This window comes from Arsenicicoccus sp. UBA2120, assembly GCF_002330965.1.
Lineage (GTDB): Bacteria > Actinomycetota > Actinomycetes > Actinomycetales > Dermatophilaceae > Arsenicicoccus > Arsenicicoccus bolidensis.
Window position 1 is genome coordinate 1 of sequence record NZ_DCYC01000038.1, and the last position, 18968, is coordinate 18968.

General features: G+C 71.9%; 20 protein-coding genes. 16 read left to right on the forward strand and 4 right to left on the reverse strand.

From position 1 onward, the window contains the following. The 7 genes from B2P18_RS04915 to B2P18_RS04945 form a co-directional block, all read left to right on the forward strand. The coding region (locus B2P18_RS04915; protein ID WP_286956284.1) for a PhoH family protein at positions 1-586 on the forward strand (586 nt) is incomplete at its 5' end. After that, positions 583-1050 (forward strand): rRNA maturation RNase YbeY, encoded by a 468-nt coding sequence (gene ybeY, locus B2P18_RS04920; RefSeq protein ID WP_019284626.1) that lies wholly within the window; start codon positions 583-585, stop codon positions 1048-1050. The genes B2P18_RS04915 and ybeY, both read left to right, overlap by 4 nt. Before the next feature lie 2 nt (positions 1051-1052). Beyond that, positions 1053-2408, forward strand: a complete 1356-nt coding sequence (locus tag B2P18_RS04925; RefSeq protein WP_286956293.1) for a hemolysin family protein — start codon at positions 1053-1055, stop codon at positions 2406-2408. Then, positions 2405-3319, forward strand: a complete 915-nt coding sequence (gene era, locus B2P18_RS04930; protein WP_019284628.1) for a GTPase Era — start codon at positions 2405-2407, stop codon at positions 3317-3319. Before B2P18_RS04925 ends, era begins: the two co-directional genes overlap by 4 nt. Positions 3320-3442: 123 nt before the next feature. Then, on the forward strand, positions 3443-3736 hold the full coding sequence (locus B2P18_RS04935) for a hypothetical protein (RefSeq protein ID WP_286956295.1): 294 nt from the start codon (positions 3443-3445) through the stop codon (positions 3734-3736). Then, the gene (locus B2P18_RS04940; RefSeq protein ID WP_286956299.1) at positions 3733-5304 is read left to right on the forward strand and encodes a hypothetical protein; all 1572 of its coding nucleotides are present in this window, start codon (positions 3733-3735) and stop codon (positions 5302-5304) included. The genes B2P18_RS04935 and B2P18_RS04940 overlap by 4 nt, the downstream gene beginning before the upstream one ends. Then, positions 5301-6131: a hypothetical protein gene (locus B2P18_RS04945; RefSeq protein ID WP_239266357.1), complete on the forward strand. Its 831-nt coding sequence runs from the start codon at positions 5301-5303 to the stop codon at positions 6129-6131. Before B2P18_RS04940 ends, B2P18_RS04945 begins: the two co-directional genes overlap by 4 nt. A 6-nt stretch (positions 6132-6137) precedes the next feature. Here B2P18_RS04945 and B2P18_RS04950 read toward each other — a convergent pair whose 3' ends face one another. Then, positions 6138-6863, reverse strand: a complete 726-nt coding sequence (locus B2P18_RS04950) for a VOC family protein (protein ID WP_286956305.1) — start codon at positions 6861-6863, stop codon at positions 6138-6140. Between the two features lie 9 nt (positions 6864-6872). Next, entirely contained in the window at positions 6873-8069 is a 1197-nt protein-coding gene (locus tag B2P18_RS04955) for a M4 family metallopeptidase (RefSeq protein ID WP_286956308.1), read from the reverse strand. 325 nt (positions 8070-8394) lie between these two features. Between B2P18_RS04955 and leuA the strand changes: the two genes are divergently transcribed. The 3 genes from leuA (at position 8395) to B2P18_RS04970 (ending at position 11798) form a co-directional block, all read left to right on the forward strand. Then, positions 8395-10116 carry a 2-isopropylmalate synthase gene (leuA, locus tag B2P18_RS04960; protein WP_286956310.1) on the forward strand — a complete coding sequence of 574 codons (1722 nt, stop codon included), beginning with the start codon at positions 8395-8397 and terminating at the stop codon, positions 10114-10116. A 153-nt stretch (positions 10117-10269) separates the two neighbouring features. Next, the gene (locus tag B2P18_RS04965) at positions 10270-10587 is read left to right on the forward strand and encodes a helix-turn-helix transcriptional regulator (RefSeq protein ID WP_037211684.1); all 318 of its coding nucleotides are present in this window, start codon (positions 10270-10272) and stop codon (positions 10585-10587) included. Further along, a complete protein-coding gene (locus tag B2P18_RS04970; RefSeq protein WP_286956315.1) occupies positions 10584-11798 on the forward strand; it encodes a type II toxin-antitoxin system HipA family toxin in 1215 nt (404 codons plus the stop codon). Before B2P18_RS04965 ends, B2P18_RS04970 begins: the two co-directional genes overlap by 4 nt. A gap of 65 nt (positions 11799-11863) precedes the next feature. On the opposite strand, the gene B2P18_RS04975 is transcribed toward B2P18_RS04970, so the two are convergent. Further along, positions 11864-12490 (reverse strand): alpha-ketoglutarate-dependent dioxygenase AlkB, encoded by a 627-nt coding sequence (locus B2P18_RS04975; protein WP_034253654.1) that lies wholly within the window; start codon positions 12488-12490, stop codon positions 11864-11866. Between the two features lie 63 nt (positions 12491-12553). Between B2P18_RS04975 and B2P18_RS04980 the strand changes: the two genes are divergently transcribed. From B2P18_RS04980 to B2P18_RS05005, 6 genes are all read left to right on the forward strand, one after another. Then, on the forward strand, positions 12554-13108 hold the full coding sequence (locus B2P18_RS04980; protein ID WP_286956316.1) for a GNAT family N-acetyltransferase: 555 nt from the start codon (positions 12554-12556) through the stop codon (positions 13106-13108). 86 nt (positions 13109-13194) lie between these two features. Next, positions 13195-13923, forward strand: coding sequence for a DNA repair protein RecO (recO, locus tag B2P18_RS04985; protein ID WP_239266137.1), 729 nt, complete (start codon positions 13195-13197; stop codon positions 13921-13923). Positions 13924-13975: 52 nt separating this feature from the next. Next, positions 13976-14809 carry an isoprenyl transferase gene (locus tag B2P18_RS04990; RefSeq protein WP_051274174.1) on the forward strand — a complete coding sequence of 278 codons (834 nt, stop codon included), beginning with the start codon at positions 13976-13978 and terminating at the stop codon, positions 14807-14809. Between the two features lie 127 nt (positions 14810-14936). Continuing rightward, a complete protein-coding gene (gene argG, locus B2P18_RS04995; protein WP_286956320.1) occupies positions 14937-16361 on the forward strand; it encodes an argininosuccinate synthase in 1425 nt (474 codons plus the stop codon). Positions 16362-16773: 412 nt separating this feature from the next. After that, on the forward strand, positions 16774-17550 hold the full coding sequence (gene map / locus B2P18_RS05000; RefSeq protein ID WP_029212414.1) for a type I methionyl aminopeptidase: 777 nt from the start codon (positions 16774-16776) through the stop codon (positions 17548-17550). Positions 17551-17778: 228 nt separating this feature from the next. Beyond that, positions 17779-18252, forward strand: a complete 474-nt coding sequence (locus B2P18_RS05005) for a PaaI family thioesterase (protein WP_029212415.1) — start codon at positions 17779-17781, stop codon at positions 18250-18252. A gap of 78 nt (positions 18253-18330) precedes the next feature. On the opposite strand, the gene B2P18_RS05010 is transcribed toward B2P18_RS05005, so the two are convergent. Then, positions 18331-18968 (reverse strand): aminotransferase class I/II-fold pyridoxal phosphate-dependent enzyme (locus B2P18_RS05010; RefSeq protein WP_286956328.1); only part of this gene is annotated, 638 nt, incomplete at its 5' end.

Here is an 18968-nt window from a genome sequence, read left to right on the forward strand (position 1 = left end):
GGCCAAGGCCGTCGCCGCGCTGCAGGCCAAGGACGTCACGCGGATCATCCTGACCCGGCCGGCGGTCGAGGCGGGGGAGAAGCTCGGCTTCCTGCCCGGCACGCTCACCGACAAGATCGACCCCTACCTGCGCCCGCTCTACGACGCGCTGCACGACATGCTCGACCCCGAGCAGATCCCGCGGCTGATGGCCGCCGGGACCATCGAGGTGGCGCCGCTGGCCTACATGCGCGGCCGCACCCTCAACGACGCGTTCATCATCCTTGACGAGGCGCAGAACACCTCGCCCGAGCAGATGAAGATGTTCCTCACCCGTCTCGGGTTCGGCTCCCGCATCGTCGTCACCGGTGACGTGACCCAGGTCGACCTGCCGGGCGGCACCCAGTCGGGCCTGCGCGTCGTGCGCGACATCCTGTCCGACGTCGAGGACATCCACTTCTCCGAGCTCTCGGCGGCCGACGTCGTGCGCCACCGGCTCGTCGGCGAGATCGTCCAGGCCTACGGCGCCTGGGACGAGTCGCAGCACGGCGGCACCTCGCAGGGCCGCACCACGCACCACCAGAGGGGACAGGCGCCGCGCCGATGAGCATCGACGTCCACAACGAGACCGACCACCGGGTCGACGTGCGCGAGCTCGTCGCGCTGTCCCAGTTCGTCTACGGCGCCATGCGGGTCCACCGCGGCGCCGACCTCGCCATCACCCTCGTCGACGAGGACTCCATGGAGCGGCTCCACGTGCAGTGGATGGACCTCGAGGGTCCGACCGACGTCATGAGCTTCCCGATGGACGAGCTGCGGCCGGGTCGCGAGGGGCAGCGGCTGCAGGAGGGCGTGCTCGGCGACATCGTGCTGTGCCCCTCGGTCGCCAAGAAGCAGGCCGCGGGGGCCGGGCACTCCTTCGAGGAGGAGCTGCTCCTGCTGACCACCCACGGCATCCTGCACCTGCTCGGCTACGACCACGCCGAGCCGGACGAGGAGCGTGAGATGTTCGACCTGCAGCGCACGCTGCTCCTCACCTACCTCGCCGGCCGCGGGCGACCGCAGGGCTGATCGTGACGATCCAGCTCGTCCTGGGTGCGGTGCTGGCCCTGGTCCTGACCTTCGTGCTGGCGCTGACCGAGTCTGCGGTGCAACGCGTCTCGCGGCACACCAGCGAGGAGATGCTCGACGAGGGCCGCCCCGGCGCGCGAGCCCTCGCCACGGTCGTCGCCGACAAGCCCGGCTACATCTCGGCCGCCACCTTCCTCCGTGTCGTCATGGAGGCGACGATGGCCGTGCTCGTCACGGTCGCGGTGACCGAGCGCCTCGACGGCCCGGTCGCGCCCGTGCTCGTCAGCATCGGCGTCATGGCGCTTCTGTCCTTCGTCCTGGCGGGGGTCTCGCCGCGGACGCTGGGGCACCAGCACGCCACGCGCGTGTCCCTGATGATGTCGCCGACCCTCGTGTGGCTGCGCCGCGTCCTCGGCCCCGTCGTCCGCCTGCTCGTCGCCTTCGGCAACGCCGTGACGCCCGGAAAGGGTTACGCCGAGGGGCCGTTCGCCACCGAGGCGGAGCTGCGCGACCTCGTCGACATCGCGAGCCAGCGCGACGTCATCGAGGACGACGAGCGCGAGATGATCCACTCCGTCTTCGAGCTCGGGGACACCGTCGCCCGCGAGGTGATGGTGCCGCGCACCGACATGCTCACCCTGGAGCACGACAAGACGCTCGGCAAGGCCATGTCGCTCTTCCTGCGCTCCGGGTTCTCGCGCATCCCGGTCGTGGGGGAGGACAGCGACGACGTGCTCGGGCTGCTCTACTTCAAGGACGTCACCCGGCGGGTCAACGACGACGAGCAGGCCAGGTCGCTGCCCGTCGAGGAGCTGATGCGGCCCATGCACTTCGTCCCCGACAGCAAGCCGGTCGACGACCTGCTCCGCGAGATGCAGCAGGACCAGGTCCACCTGGCCGTGGTGGTCGACGAGTATGGCGGCACCGCCGGCCTCGTCACCATCGAGGACATCCTCGAGGAGATCGTCGGCGAGATCGCCGACGAGCACGACCGCGAGGCGCAGGGGGTCGAGCCCCTCGAGGACGGCACGGTCCGGATCCCCGCCACCATGCACGTCGACGACTTCGCCGAGGAGTTCGGGATCGACCTCGAGGAGGAGGACGTCGACACCGTCGGCGGGCTGATCGCCAAGGCCTCCGGCCGCGTCCCGATCCCCGGGTCGCGGGTCGAGCTGCTCGGCCTCGAGCTCACCGCCGAGCGTCCGGCCGGCCGCTGGCACCGGATCGCGACCGTCGTCGTGCGCCGCCTGCCGCAGGAACCCTCGCCGGTCGACGTGTGGGAGGCTGAGCGTGATCGGGACCGCACCCTTCGCGCCGACACCGTCGACGCCGCCCGGCACCAGGAGGACCACTCATGAGCACACCCTTCCGCGCAGGATTCGCCTGCCTCGTGGGTCGCCCCAACGCCGGCAAGTCCACGCTGACCAACGCCCTCGTCGGGCAGAAGGTCGCGATCACCAGCAGCAAGCCCCAGACGACCCGGCACACCATCCGTGGCGTCGCCAACACCGAGCAGGGCCAGCTGATCCTGGTGGACACCCCGGGACTGCACAAGCCGCGCACCCTGCTCGGCCAGCGGCTCAACGACCTCGTCCGCGAGACCCTGCTGGAGGTCGACGTCATCGGCTTCTGCCTCCCTGCCGACCAGCGACCCGGCCCCGGCGACCAGTTCATCGCCGCCGAGCTCGCCGAGCTGCAGCGGTCGCGTCGTCGCCCGGTCGTCGCCCTGGTCACCAAGAGCGACAAGGTCGATCGGCAGCGGCTCGCCGAGCACCTCATCGCCGTGGACCAGCTGGGCTCGTGGGACGCGATCATCCCCTGCTCCGCCACGTCCGGCGACCAGGTCGGCGAGGTCGCCGAGGTGCTCGTGTCCTACCTGCCCGAGTCGCCGCCGCTCTATCCTGAGGGTCACCTCACCGACGAGCCCGAGGCCGTCATGATCGCCGAGCTCGTGCGCGAGGCGGCGCTCGAGGGCGTGCGCGACGAGCTGCCGCACTCCCTGGCCGTGGTCGTCGAGGAGATGGTCCCGCGCGAGGACCGGCCCGAGGACAGCCCGCTGCTCGACGTGCGGGTCAACGTCTTCGTCGAGCGCCCCTCGCAGAAGGCCATCGTCATCGGCCGCGGCGGCTCCCGCCTGCGCGAGGTCGGCACCCAGGCCCGCACCCAGATCGAGGCCCTGCTCGGCCAGCGGGTCTATCTCGACCTGCACGTCAAGGTCGCCAAGGACTGGCAGCGCGACCCCAAGCAGCTGCAGCGCCTCGGCTTCTGACCCTCGCGGCGCGGCCTGTGGATGACGGATCCGGCCGCGTGCCCCGCCTGTGGATGACGCGGGGCCGCGAGGCGGCGGTCGCCATACCCTCCTGACATCAGTCGAGCAGGAGGTGGCCCGCAGATGAGCCGGTATGCCGTGACCGTGCCCGCCGTCGTCGACGGCGGCACCTGCGTGCGTGGCGCCGCCGACGAGCTGGCCCACGCGCGCGTCGCGCCGGTGGTGGAGCAGCTCGCCGGTGCTCTCCCCGGCAGCGTCAGCGCCGAGGTGGCATCCAGGTTGGCCGAGCTGCTGGACGGCCGGCTCGCGCTGCTGCACCAGGCCCTTGGCCTGCTCGGTGACGCCCTCGTGGGCGCGGGCGAGGCCTACGGCGCGTGCGAGGACGCGGCGACGACCGCCCTGGACGGTGCGCCATGACGACGCTGGAGCAGGTGCGGCGCTGGTCGGCGTCCGGGGTCCGCGACGTGGCCGCCTCGGTCGGCGGGCGTGCCGTGACCCTCGGCGGCGTCGCCCAGCGGCTGCCCGACGAGGTCGCCGGATGGCGCGGCGAGGCCGCCGACGCCGCGCGGTCCGGGCTCGACGGCGTCAGGGCAGGCGTGCGGGCCGAGGCGGCCGAGGTCGCGGCGGTCGCCGAGGCCCTGCAGGCGGCCGCCGGACGGCTCGACCAGCTCGTCGTCGCCCTGCGTCAGCTCGAGGAGTCGTTGCGCACCACCGGGTTCGAGCTCACCGACGACGGGCGGGTCGTCGACCTGCAGGCGTGCCTCCCGGCCGTGGACGCGGCGTGGTCGCCGGCCGAGCGGCTCGGTCTGCGGACCACGGCGGAGGGCGATGTCCAGGCACTCCTGGCGACGGCTGACGACGTCGACCACTCGCTCGCCCGGGCCCTGGCCGGCATCGGCGCCGGGGAGGTGACCTCGTCCTCGGCCGTCTGTCGACCCGGCGTGGCCACGGCCACCTCCGTGGCCGCCTCGGCCGCCTCCCGCGACGAGGACCTGCGCACCCGTGCCCACCAGGTGGTGGGGGTCGTCTCCTCGCACACCCACAAGAGGGGCCGGGGCCCGGTGAGCGAGGAGTCACGGCAGCGCTATGCCGAGGACGAGGCGTTCGCCACCGCGGCGGACGAGTACTCCGACCACGGGGACGCCGGGATGCTCGCGCGCTCCGTGCTGCTGGCGACCGGCGATCACGAGCTGGCGCAGTGGGTCTACACGCACCCCTACGAGTGGGCCCACGAGGCGGAGCCGTTCGAGTCCCCGGACGGCGCGCCATACGTGATGGACGTCCCCGTGCAGCACTCGACCCTCACGCTGTGGGCTCGCGCGGCGACCGCCGTCTCCCAGGGATATCTAGACGGGCAGCGCCCCCGGGTCGTGCGCACGCCGCGGCCCGACCCGCGGGCCGTCGAGGTCGCCCGCAACCGCGCCGCCCACGACATGTTCGGCAAGGTGACCAACCGGGTGCACGTGGAGTACGGCGCCACGGCGCAGCGGATCGCCCGGGGCCACTCCTACGACAAGCACGTGCTCGGTCTCGACAAGAAGGGCGCCAAGGTCCACACCCCCGACATGCCGGAGATCACGTCGCACGCGGAGCTCGAGGAGCGCATCTTCCGCTCGATGTACACCCAGCCGCGCGTCGAGCTGGCCGGTCAGCGGGCCTACCACCTGGACCGCACCGACCAGCACATCGTGATCACCAACGAGCGCGCGTCCGACGGCGGCACGAGCTTCCGCGTCACGCAGGAGGCCCACGAGCAGCGGATGCTGGCCCAGGACGCCGCGCAGCGCGCGAGGGAGGGGCTCGATCCCACGCCGCCCCCGCGGACCGCGCCGGGCGATCTGCAGCAGGAGTATGTCGACCGAAACCCCCTTCCCGAGAAGCCCCCGACGACCTGGAGGACCGAGATGACCACGACCTTGACCACGCTCAGGGACGGCACCCAGCCGACGTGGACCTGGCCGTGGAGCTCGGAGGAGCGACGATGAAGCTGCTGGCGCAGTACCCCGACGCCGTCGCCGTGTCCTTGCACGACCTGGAGGCGGAGGTCCTGACGACTGCCGCCCGCGAGATCGAGTTCATGGCGCTGCTGGACCCGGACGCGCTCGGGGCCGTGACCCTGAGCGGGCAGGACCTGCGCGCGGACCTGGCCGACTGTCGCGCACTGTCCCCTGGCCTGGCGCCCGGCAACCCCGATCATCGTCCGCTGGAGCTGTGGGGGTTCCTGCGCTCACCGGCCCCGCAGGCGCTGGAGCCGATCGACGGACGCATCGCGGACCTCCTGCAGCGTCATACGGCCCGACTGCCGGCCGACCAGCGGCGTCTCGCGGCGGAGTCGCTCGAGCTGGGCAGCGGGCCGCTCGCTCTGCTGCTGCTCATCGACGCGCTCAGGCAGTCGGCCGCCGTCCTCGACGACGAGGAGTACGAGACCTGCCAGCTGCTCGCCCAGCGCTACCTGGCCTCGTCTCGCTACACCTCTGCGCTGCGGTCCTGCTGGGGTCGTCTCGGGCAGGGGCGCAGCGACCAGCTGCGGGCGGAGGCCGCGGCGGCCGTGCTGCCCCTGACCGGCCGGTGCCTGCTCTACCTCGACACGGTGGACGGCCGGCTGCACGTCCGCGTGCCACGCACCCGGCTCCCGGACCTGCTCGCCACCGCAGCCGTGGCCCGCGACAGCATCGATCCCCTCCAGCACCGCTTCCCGGCGCACTACCGGCGCGGGCTGGAGCAGCTGCACGCCGACATCGAGGTCGTGCTGCGCTATCTCGACGCCGGCCCGGTGCATCGGACGCTGTGGCGCTGGGGCGCCGGGAGATAGGGGCTGCTAGCCGTCCAGCTGGTCGAGGATGCAGAGCTCGTTGCCCGAGGTGTCCCGCAGGACGACCCAGGGATGCCCCTGTGCCCAGTCGTCGTCGGCGCGGGTGGCCCCGAAGGTGAGGGCGAGGTCGACGAGCTCGTCCCGCGACGGATCGTCGGCCTCGGGCCGGACGTCGAGGTGCAGCCGGTTCTGACCCTGCTTGGCCGACAGCTCTCGCCAGAGCTCGAGCAGAGGGCCTCGCAGGCTCGGGTGCCTCAGCGTGACCGGCGCGGAGCCGACGCCCTGCACCCATCCGGTCAGGGCGGCATACAGCGCGGCGTCGCGCTCGGGATCGGCGCTGTCCAGCGGCAGCGCGGCGATCGGCCCGGTGTCGCGAAAGGCCTCGCGATCCTCCATCACGCAGAAGGGGTTGCCGTCGGGATCGGCGAGCACGACCCACGGCACGTCGCGCTGACCGACGTCAAGGTGCCGAGCGCCCAGGCCGAGCAGACGGTCGACCACCTCCTGCTGGCGCGCGCCGCCGGCCAGGTCGGGGTGTAGCCGAGGGGAGGGGGTCGGCGCCCGGTCGACCTGCTCGACGCTGAGGTCGAGGAACAGGTCGTCGCCGAGCACCAGCCGGCCCTCGAACCCGAAGTCCGTGGGGCCGGCGTCCACCAGCCCCAGGGCCTGGGTCCAGAAGGCACCGACGCGCTCGGCGTCGCGGGCCTGCATGACCAGATTCTCGAGGCGCACGCCACCACGCTAGTCGTCGGAGTCCTTGCCGGTGGCCGGCTCGACCCCGACCTGCTGCCACGCCTGTGCGACGGCGGTGCTCTCCTCACTGTCGGCACCGTAGCGGGCGGCCGCCGCGTCGAGGGTGGCCCGCGCGAACCGGGCGAAGCCGCAGTCCTGCGGGATCCGCACGCCGTGCGCCGCCGTCAGCACGTCCCACCACACCTGTCCGGCCCGCTCCCACGCGTGCCCGCCCAGCGCAGCCGCCGCGAGGTAGAACGCGCGGTTAGGGATGCCGGAGTTGATGTGGACCCCACCGTTGTCGTTGTCGCTGTCGTGCGGCAGGTCGACGTAGTCCTCCATCGACCCCGGCTGCGGGTCCTTGCCCAGGGCGGGGTCGTCATAGGCCGTGCCGGGCGCCTTCATGGACCGCAGCGCCACCCCGTGGACCTTGGGGGTGAAGATCCCGGCCCCGATCAGCCAGTCGGCCTGGTCCGCGGTCTGCCCGAGGGAGTGCTGCTTGGTCAGCGAGCCGATGACGTCCGAGATCGACTCGTTGAGGGCGCCGGACTGCCCGACGTAGGTCAGTCCCGCCGTGAACTGCGTGATGCCGTGCGCCAGCTCGTGGCCCATGACGTCGATGGAGTCGGTGAACGACGCGAAGTAGACCCCGTCGCCGTCGCCGAACACCATCTGCTCGCCGTCCCAGAAGGCGTTGCTGTAGTCCCGGTCGTAGTGCACCGTCGCCACCAGCGTCAGCCCGCGCCCGTCGAGCGAGTCCCGGCCGTAGACGTCCGCCAGCAGGCGATAGGTCACCCCCAGCCCGTCGTAGGCCTCGGTCACGGACTCGTCCTTGGTGGGGGGATCGTCCTCGGAGCGGACCAGCTGACCGGGCAGGGTCGTGCCGTGCCGGGCGTCGTGGAGGCGGCGGTCGGGCTTCAGCGTGACGGGCTGCGACGGCGAGCCCGGTTGTGGCGCAGCAGGAGTCGTATGACGGGTGCGCGAGTCCCGCAGGCCGATCGCCCCCGGCAGGCGCGGCTCCGGACGGGTGGTGCGGACCTCGCGTGTGCTGCGCTTGCGCGTGTCGTGCTGCAACGTGTGCCGCGCCGCCTCGACCGCGCGCCGCTCCGGCGCGTCCTCGGCGATGTGCCGCAGCAGGTGCGGCGGGACGATGCCGCAGCAGCGCGGCAGGACGGGGGCGGGGAGCTGCGCAGGCGCGGTCGGCATACGACCAGCATGTGACTGCTGGGGCTCGACTGCCTGCCGAGACCGCGCCATCAGGAGAACGCCCCGCGCCGTCTCCAGCAGGACGTGACGTGGACACGGCGTCCCAGGATGCGGGACCGCCCGGCGTGCCAGGTGGACGGGCCGGGGGCATCGCCATACGGTCAGGATCGTGCGTATGCGGAACGGGGCCGTCCACCCGGCCACCTGGAGCCTCCTCCTTCCCTGCCGCGGCGAGGCCCTCTAGAGACGGCCGCCCTCGCCGCGGAGCTCGCTCTGCTCGGCCGTCGAGCATGACAGCGACCAGCGAACTGTGAGGCACGAGAGCATGATCCACCCCCAGCAGCCCAGCCCGATGCCGGTTGGCAAGTACGTCCCCTTCCACGAGCAGATCCGCGTCGAGCTGCCCGACCGCACCTGGCCCGACAAGGTCATGCAGGCCGCCCCGCGCTGGTGCGCCGTCGACCTGCGGGACGGCAACCAGGCCCTCATCGACCCGATGAGCCCGGAGCGCAAGCTGCGCATGTTCCAGCTGCTCGTCGCCATGGGCTACAAGGAGATCGAGGTCGGCTTCCCGAGCGCCAGCCAGACCGACTACGACTTCGTCCGCCAGCTGATCGAGGGCGGTCACATCCCGGACGACGTGACGCTCCAGGTCCTCACGCAGTGCCGCGACCACCTGATCGAGCGCACGTACGACGCCCTGCGGGGCGCCAAGCAGGCGATCGTCCACTTCTACAACTCCACCTCGGTGCTGCAGCGCAAGGTCGTCTTCGGCCTCGACCAGGACGGCATCGTCGACATCGCGCTGCAGGGCGCCCGCCTGTGCAAGAAGCTCGAGGAGACGCTGCCCGACACGGACATCTACTACGAGTACTCCCCGGAGTCCTACACGGGCACCGAGCTCGAGTTCGCCGCCCGCGTCTGCAACGAGGTCATCGAGGTCATCGACCCGACCCCGGACCACAAGATCATCATCAACCTGCCGGCCACGGTCGAGATGGCCACGCCCAACGTCTACGCCGACTCGATCGAGTGGATGAGCCGGCACCTGGACCGCCGCGAGTCCGTCGTCCTGTCCCTGCACCCGCACAACGACCGCGGGTCGGGCGTCGCGGCGGCCGAGCTGGGCTACCTGGCCGGGGCGGACCGCATCGAGGGCTGCCTGTTCGGCAACGGCGAGCGCACCGGCAACGTCTGCCTGGTCACGCTCGGCATGAACATGGTCAGCCAGGGCATCGACCCGCAGATCGACTTCTCCGACATGGCCGGCATCCGCTCGGTGGTCGAGCACTGCAACCAGCTGCCCGTCCACGAGCGCCACCCCTACGGCGGCGACCTCGTCTTCACGGCCTTCTCCGGGTCGCACCAGGACGCCATCAAGAAGGGCTTCGACTGGATGGACCGCGAGTCCGCGTCCTCCGGCAAGGGGATCGACGAGCTCGTGTGGGGCGTGCCCTACCTGCCGATCGACCCGCACGACATCGGCCGGTCCTACGAGGCGGTCGTCCGCGTCAACAGCCAGTCCGGCAAGGGCGGCGTCGCCTACATCCTCAAGTCCGAGCGCGGGCTGGACCTGCCGCGCCGCCTCCAGATGGAGTTCAGCGCCGTCGTGCAGGCCCGCACGGACGCGCAGGGCGGCGAGGTGTCGCCGGCGCAGCTGTGGGAGGTCTTCGAGGACGAGTACCTGCCGGCCGAGCGGCGCTGGGGCCGGTTCGCGCTCAAGGGAGTTCGCACGGACGACGAGGGCGAGGGCGGACGCGGCACGTGGTCCTTCCGGATCGACGACCGTGGGGTCGAGCAGGTCCTGACGGGCAGCGGCAACGGTCCGATCGCGGCCTTCGTCGACGCGCTGGGTGCCTATGGCGTCGACGTGCGCGTCCTCGACTACGCCGAGCACGCCATGTCGGCGGGTGGCGACGCCCGGGCGGCGTCATACGTCGAGTGTGCCGTCGGCGAGCGCGTCCTCTGGGGCATCGGCCTGCACGAGAACATCCTGCGCGCCTCGATCGAGGCCGTGGTCTCGGCGGTCAACCGCGCCGAGCGCTGACGACTCACCCCTCCCACCCACCCCCACGATCGTGAGTGTTTGGTCCAAGAGTCTTGGACCGAACACTCACGACCTGCGGTTGTGGGGGGACAGATCTGGCCTAGTTGCAGGGTTAAGGGGTCAGATCTGGCCCCGTGTTGCTAGTTTGGCTGTATGACGAGCCCGACGCCACGCCCCGTCACCCGCGCTCTGGCGAGCCTGGGGGAGTCGTTGCGCGGCTGGCGGGTGTTGCAGGGACTGACGGTGGCCCAGGTCGCCGACCGCGCAGGCATCTCGGAGCGCACCGTCAAGCGCCTCGAGGCCGGTGAGGGTGCGGCGCTGGAGCACGCCCTGCGGGTGGCCCGGGCGCTGGGTGTGCTCGACGAGCTCGTGGCGTCGGTCGATCCCCTCCGCAGCGACGTGGGACGGCTGCGTGCGGAGGAGCTCCTGCCGCGGCGGGTGCGACGCCGGGCCGGAGCGGGGGAGCCGTGATCACCGTCGAGGTGTGGCTCGACCCCGACGTGCGGGTGGGGACCATGCACGTGCACCAGGGGCGCGGGGCCGAGTCCCTCACCTTCACCTACGACCCGGGCTACCTCGCGCGCGAGGGCGCCTATGCGCTCGAGCCCGGTCTGCCGTTGCGATCCGGTGGGTTCCACAGTGCGGGGAGGTTGTTCGGCGCCTTCGCGGACAGTGCGCCCGACCGGTGGGGGCGGACGCTGGTGCGGCGCACCCTCGCCGAGGCGGCTCGCGAGGCCGGCGAGACGCCCCGTCAGCCGGGGGAGTCCGACTTCCTGCTCGGCGTGCGCGACGACCTGCGGCAGGGCGCGCTCCGCTACCGCCTGCCGGCGGACCCGCCGGGCAGCTTCCGGGCGGGGGCGCAGGACGGCGTGCCCGTCCTCACCGAGCTCGGCACCCTGCTGTCGCTGGCGGACAAGGTGCTGTCCGACGAGGCCGACCTGGGGGAGCTGCGGCGGCTCGTCGGTGCCGGGTCGTCCCTCGGCGGGGCACGCCCCAAGGCCCACGTGCGCCTGCCCGGAGGGGCGGTCGGCATCGCCAAGTTCCCCGCGGACCTGCACGACGACTGGAACGTCATGGCCTGGGAGAAGGTCGCGCTCGACCTGGCCGCCGCGGCACAGGTCGTCGTGCCGCCGTCACGGCTCGTGGCGGTGGGCGGCCGCGACGTGCTGGTCGTGGAGCGCTTCGACCGGCGGGGTGCCGACCGGCTCGGCTACGTCAGCGCCATGACGATGCTCGAGGCCACCGACGGCGACCGCGCGACCTACCTGGACATCGCCGAGGTGGTCGAGCAGGTCTCGCCCCAGGCGCGCGAGGACCTGCACCAGCTCTGGCGGCGCGTCGTCCTCGGCATCCTGGTCAACAACACGGACGACCACCTGCGCAACCACGGCTTCCTGCGCGAGGGCGATGGGTGGGTGCTCTCGCCGGCGTTCGACCTCAACCCGACGCCCTTCGCCGGCCCCTTCGCCACGGACGTCGCCGACCCGGGCGACGGGGGCTCGATCGAGGCGGCGCTGGACGTCGCGGAGTACTTCCGCCTCGGGGAGACCGACGCCGCGCGGATCCTCGACGAGGTCCGGGCCGCCGCGAGCGGGTGGGACCGCGCAGCGGCGTCATACGGCATCGGCGAGCGCGAGCGAGCCCGCATGGCAACGGCGTTCACCTCGCCCGACCAACGATGATCGTGGGGGTTTCGTCCAAGGACGTTGGACGAAACCCCCACGATGTCGGTGGAGTGGGGGGAGGGTCAGCGGACGCCGCGGGGGCGGAACTGGATCGAGATGCGGGGGCCGGTGGCGGAGGTCGACTTCGGTATGGCGTGCTCCCACGTCCGCTGGCACGAACCACCCATGACGACGAGGTCGCCGTGACCGAGGGAGAACCGGTGCGCGGTGGGGCCACCCCCGCGGGGCCGCAGGGCCAGCGTGCGTGCCGCCCCCACCGAGACGATGGCGACGATCGTGTCGTGAGTGGAGCCGCGACCGATCGTGTCTCCGTGCCAGGCGACCGAGTCGGCGCCGTCGCGATAGAGGCAGAGCCCCGCGCTGGTCAGGGGCTCGCCGAGCTCGGGCAGGTAGTGCGCCGACAGTCGGTCCCGGAGGTCGTCGAGCAGGGGGTCGGGCAGCGTCTCGCGCGAGCCGTAGTACTTCGTGAGGCGCGGGACCGCGACGACGTTGTCGTACATCTGGCGCTCCTCCGCGTGCCACGGCACGACCTCGACGAGGCGGTCGAAGAGCTGGCCGGAGCCCTGCACCCAACCGGGCAAGTGATCGACCCAGGCGCCCCGCGTCAGCTCCGTGCGCTGCATCCCGTCGAGGGGACCCGGCGCACACTCCTCCGCCAGGTCGAAGATGGAGCCCTGCAGTCCGATCATGCGTTCGATCATAGCGCCGAAAACTCCCTCGGCGCCGTCTCTTCGCGTCGCTACGGTGGCCGCATGGAGCTGCTCACCCCCACCCTGCGCACCGATCGCCTGCTGCTGCGCCCGTTCGCGGCGTCCGATGCCGACGACCTGACGGCCCTGATGAGCGACGCGAGGGTGCTGGAGTACTGGGACTCACCGCCCTGGACCGATCCCGCCCGCGCCGGGGTCTTCCTCGAGCGCTGCCGCACCATGGCCGAGCAGGGCAGCGGCATCCGGGTGGCGGTCGAGCGTCTCGAGGACGGGGCCTTCCTCGGGTGGTGCCTCTTCGTCGACTGGGACGACACCTTCCGCAGCGCCCGGCTCGGATACTGCTTGACCCAGACGTCCTGGGGCCACGGCTACGCCACCGAGGCCTCCCGCGCCGTGCTGACCTGGGCGTTCGACGCGCTGCCGCTCAACCGGGTGCAGGCCGAGTGCGACACCCGCAACCCCGCGTCCGGTCGCGTGCTGGAGAAGCTGGGCTTCGTCCTGGAGGGGACGCTGCGACAGGACTGCATCATCGACGGCGTGGTCTCGGACTCGTGGGTGTACGGCCTGCTCGCCGAGGACTGGCCCGTGCGTCGCTGACCGGTCGCCGGCCTGAACGCACCGGGAGGGTGTCCGGGTGGGTGTCGGGGAGTGACCTGCGGGCGGGAGCAGGGATGATGGGGGTGATGGCGCTCTATCGGGATCAGGCGGTGGTCCTGCGCACCCACAAGCTGGGTGAGGCGGACCGCATCGTCACCATGCTCTCGCGGCGCCACGGCAAGATCCGCGGTGTGGCCAAGGGCGTGCGCCGCACCAAGTCCCGCTTCGGGGCCCGGCTCGAGCCGTTCATGGTCGTGGACGTCCAGCTCTACCAAGGGCGTTCGCTCGACACCGTGACCCAGGTCGAGACGCTGGGTGCCTACGGCGACACGATCATGCGCGACTACGGCGCCTACACCGCGGCCAGCGCGATGGTCGAGACCGCCGACCAGCTCACGGTCGAGCACGAGCCCAACGCCCAGCAGTTCATGCTCCTGGCCGGCGCGCTGCGCAGCCTCGCGGTGCACGAGCACGAGAGCGGCCTGGTCATGGACGCCTATCTCCTGCGCGCGGTCGCCACGGCCGGCTGGGCGCCGAGCTTCGACGAGTGCGCGCGGTGCGGTGCGCCGGGCCCGCACCGTGGCTTCAACCTCGCCTCCGGCGGTGCCGTATGCCGAGACTGCCGCACCCCGGGGTCCGCCGCACCCAGCCCCGCCACGATGATCCTGCTGTCGGCGCTGCTGTCGGGCGACTGGGAGACCGCCGACTCGAGCGAGGTGCGGCACCGGCGCGAGGGGGCAGGGCTGGTCGCGGCCTTCGTGCAGTGGCACCTCGAGCGCGGGGTCCGGTCGCTGCGGCTGGTCGAGCGCACGTGACCAGCGCATCCAGCAGGTCGATCCGAGCTATCAGAAGGAGCAGGTCGTGGCGCTGAGGTCCCGTCGAGCCGAGCCCCGTCGAGCGGAGGCGTGGAAGGGTCAGGTCCGGCCGCCGTTCCCGCACCCCTCCGGCGCCCGGCCGCCCGGCATACCGCGCGAGCTCGTCCCCAACCACGTGGCCGTCGTCATGGACGGCAACGGTCGCTGGGCCAACCAGCGGGGCCTGCCGCGCACCCAGGGTCACGAGGCGGGGGAGGCTAGCCTGCTCGACGTGGTCGCGGGGGCCATCGAGATGGGGATCCCCAACCTGTCGGCCTATGCCTTCTCCACCGAGAACTGGCGCCGCAGCCCGGACGAGGTGCGCTTCCTCATGGGCTTCAACCGCGACGTGATCCACCGCCGCCGCGACCAGCTGGCCGAGTGGGGCGTGCGGATGCGCTGGGTCGGCCGTCGGCCGCGCCTGTGGTCCAGCGTCATCAAGGAGCTCGAGCACGCCCAGGACCTGACCCGCGACAACGACGTCCTGACGCTGTACTTCTGCGTGAACTACGGCGGTCGCGCCGAGATCGCCGACAGCGTGCGGCGCATCGCCGAGGAGGTCGCGGCCGGCCGGCTGTCGCCGCGCGGCATCGACGAGCGGACGATCGCGCGCCACCTGGACTACCCGGACATGCCCGACGTCGACCTGTTCCTGCGGTCCTCGGGGGAGCAGCGCACGAGCAACTTCCTGCTCTGGCAGAGCGCGTATGCCGAGATGGTGTTCCTCGACACGCTGTGGCCCGACTTCGACCGGCGGGACCTGTGGCGCGCGGTGCAGATCTATGCCGAGCGGGACCGGCGCTACGGCGGTGCGGTGGACAAGCCGGGTGAGGACGCCGCTCGCTGAGGTGGCACGGCACCGGCGGCGAGCTCGTCTCGTGCTGCAGCGCGAGACAGGTGCGGCAGCGCGAGACGCCGGGCTGCGGCATACGAGCAATTGTGCATAGCCATGCAGCCGCCCGTATGATGACCGTATGCCCAAGGTTCTCACCTCCCTCCCCATCGGCCGGCGCGTCGGCCTGGCGTTCTCCGGCGGCCTCGACACCTCCGTGGCGGTCGCGTGGATGCGAGAGAAGGGCGCCGTGCCCTTCACCTACACGGCCGACATCGGCCAGCCCGACGAGCCCGACATCGACGGCGTCCCCGGCCGCGCGATGGAGTACGGCGCCGAGGCCGCCCGCCTCGTCGACTGCCGACCCCAGCTCGTCGAGGAGGGCCTGGCCGCGCTGACCTGCGGGGCGTTCCACATCCGCACGGGCGGTCGCTACTACTTCAACACCACGCCGCTCGGCCGCGCCGTCACCGGGACGCTGCTCGTGCGCGCCATGCTGGAGGACGACGTCCACGTCTGGGGCGACGGCTCGACCTTCAAGGGCAACGACATCGAGCGGTTCTACCGCTACGGCCTGCTCGCCAACCCGGGGCTCAAGATCTACAAGCCCTGGCTGGACGCGGACTTCGTCGACGAGCTCGGCGGGCGCAAGGAGATGTCCGAGTGGCTCTCCACGCGTGACCTGCCCTACCGCGACGCGACGGAGAAGGCCTACTCCACCGACGCCAACATCTGGGGGGCCACCCACGAGGCCAAGACCCTCGAGCACCTCGACACCGGCCTGGAGTCGGTCGAGCCGATCATGGGCGTGAAGTTCTGGGACCCCTCGGTCGAGATCGAGACGGAGGACGTCACGATCCGCTTCGAGTCCGGCCGGCCGGTCGCCATCAACGGCGAGGGCTTCGCGAGCGACGTGGAGCTGGTCCTCGAGGCCAACCGCATCGGTGGACGCCACGGCCTCGGCATGTCCGACCAGATCGAGAACCGCATCATCGAGGCCAAGTCGCGCGGCATCTACGAGGCGCCGGGCATGGCGCTGCTCTACGTCGCCTACGAGCGGCTGCTCAACGCGATCCACAACGAGGACACCCTCGAGACCTACCACGAGATGGGGCGCAAGCTCGGTCGCCTGATGTACGAAGGCCGCTGGCTCGACCCGCAGTCGCTCATGATCCGGGAGTCCGTGCAGCGCTGGGTCGGCTCCGCCGTGACCGGCGAGGTGACGCTGCGCCTGCGCCGTGGCGAGGACTACTCGATCCTCGACACGCAGGGCCCCGGCTTCAGCTATCACCCGGACAAGCTGTCGATGGAGCGCACCGAGGGCGCGGCCTTCGGTCCCGTGGACCGCATCGGCCAGCTGACCATGCGCAACCTGGACATCGCCGACTCCCGCGCCCGGCTCGAGCAGTATGCCGGGATGGGGCTGCTCGGCGTCGCTCAGGGCAGGCTGATGGGAGAGCTCGAACCCGGTGGGGCCGACCGCATCTCGCGCGACCGCCGCTACCTGGAGGCGGACGAGGACGTGGAGAGCCTGGACCACGCCGCGATCGAGTTCGGTGTGGACTGACGACGAAGGCGTGAGGATCCGACCGAGGGACGAGGGAGGCCCGGAGCGTCGAGGAGTCGGTCCCATCAGTACGGACTGACGACGAAGGCGTGAGGATCCGACCGAGGGACGAGGGAGGCCCGGAGCGTCGAGGAGTCGGTCCCATCAGTACGGCTGACGACGAGGCTCGTCCACGCCAGCTGCCTCGGCGGGACGTTCCGGTGCCCGTGGCGGCGGCTGGTGTCCGTGGCGAGCTGCAGCACGCCACGGGGGCTGGTGGGTGCCGCAGAGGATGGCCGGGCCGACGGGGGACGGTCGCCGAGACGGGGGACGGCCGTATGCCGGGGCCCGGGAGGCGGTGGGCGCTGCGGCATACGGCCGGATGCGCACGCGCCTGCACCGGCATCGAGCATCCGGATGAGAAGGTTGACGGGTGATCGAGTACAAGACGCCGGCCGAGGTCCAGGCGATGCGTCCGGCGGGGGAGTTCGTCGCCCGGGTGCTCGCGACGCTGCGCCGCGAGGTCGGCGTGGGGACGGACCTGCTGGACGTCGACGCGCGGGCGCACGAGCTCATCCGGGAGCGCGGGGCGACGAGCTGCTACCTCGACTACCACCCGAGCTTCGGCGACTCGCCGTTCGGGCACGTGATCTGCACGAGCGTCAACGACGCTGTGCTGCACGGACTTCCGCACCGCTATCGGTTGCGTGACGGGGACCTCGTGACCCTGGACTTCGCCGCGTCGGTGGACGGATGGGTGGCCGACAGCGCCATCAGCTTCATCGTGGGCGAGGCCGCGCCGGCCGACCTGGAGCTCATCGACACCTGCGAGCGGGCGCTGACCGCGGCCATCGACACGGCGCGCGTGGGCCAGCGGCTCGGCGACGTCAGCGCGGCCATCGGGGAGGTGGCGGCGGAGGCGGGCTACGGGGTCAACACGCAGTTCGGCGGTCACGGCGTCGGTCGCACCATGCACGGCGAGCCGCACATCCCCAACGACGGGCGTGCTGGACGCGGTCTCGGGCTGCGTCCCGGCCTCGTCATCGCGATCGAGCCCTGGCTCATGGCCACCACGGACGAGCTCGCCAAGGACCGCGACGGGTGGACGCTGCGCAGCGCCGACGGCTCCCGCACCGCGCACGTCGAGCACACGATCGCCGTCACCGAGGACGGGCCGCTCGTCCTGACGGACCGTCGGAACCTGGCCTGACCCCGCTGCACCACCGGCCTCGGACCTCGGACCTCAGGCCCTCGGACCTCAGGCCCTCGGACCTCAGGCCGCGGACCTCGGACCTCGGACGTCAGGCCGCGGCCTGACGCTGGCGGCGACCGTATGACGCCCCCGCGCCACCGCTCGGCGACCCACCGTGGGGGCGCGCGGGCGGCATACGGCCGACGTCCCTAGTCTCGGGGTGACCGACACGAGAGGGGCAGGGCGATGAGCGACGGCAGGGCGTTCCAGGACGGCTATCCCGAGGACGTGGCGCACTGCTACGGCTGCGGGCGGCTCAACGAGACGGGGATCCGGCTGCGCAGCTACTGGGACGGCGAGGAGACGGTGGCGCGCTACACGCCGCGGCCGGAGCACACGGCGATCCCGGGCTATGTCTACGGCGGGCTGGTGGCGTCGCTGATCGACTGCCACGGGACGGGCTCGGCGGCGGCCGCGGGGTCGCGGGCGGCGGGGCTGGACCCGGCGACGGAGCCGCTGCTGCGCTACGTCACGGCGAGCCTGCAGGTGGACTACCTCGCGCCGACGCCGATGGGGGTCGAGCTGGAGGTGCGGGGCGTGATCGAGCAGGTCAAGGGGCGCAAGGTCGTCGTCGAGGAGACCGTGTCGGCGGGGGAGTCGGTCGTGGCTCGCGGGCGGGTCGTGGCGGTGCAGATGCCGCAGTCGATGGCGCCGGCCTAGGAGCCGGTCAAGACCCGCCGCCGGTAAAGGCATCAGCCTGGGGGACGAAGGCCGGTCGATGCCTTTACCGGCGGCGGGTCAGGAGAAGAGGGGCATGCGCCCGATCCGGTCGAAGGCCTCGGCGCACCGCTCGACCGACACCGTCATCGCCAGCCGCAGGTAGCCCTCGCACGAGTCGCCGAACGCCGTCCCCGGGATCGTCAGCACGTGCGCCTCGTCGAAGATGCGCGAGGCCACCTCCGCGCTCGGCAGACCGGTCTCGGTGACGTTGACCCACAGGTAGATCGACCCCTTGGGGCGCAGCGCCGACATCCGCGGCGTCGCGCACACCCGCTCCCACGCGTAGCGCATCCGCTCGGCGTAGAGCTCCTTGATCGGGGGCTGGATCTCGTGGCGGCGACGCAGCGCGTGCAGGGCGGCGCGCTGCGAGATCGCGGGGGCGGTGAAGACGGCGTTCTCGTTGACGTCCTTCATCGTCCGGACGATCGCCGGGGGAGCGATGGCGTAGCCGATGCGCCACCCCGTCATGACGTAGTCCTTGCTGAACGACCCCAGCACGATCGTGCGCTCGGCCATGCCCGGCAGCGTGACGATCGGGAGGTGGGGCTCGTCGTAGGAGTACAGCGGGTAGATGTCGTCCGCGATCACGAGAAGGTCGTGGCGGCAGGCGATCTCGGCGATCGCGTCGAGCGTCTCGCGGGAGAAGCAGGCACCGG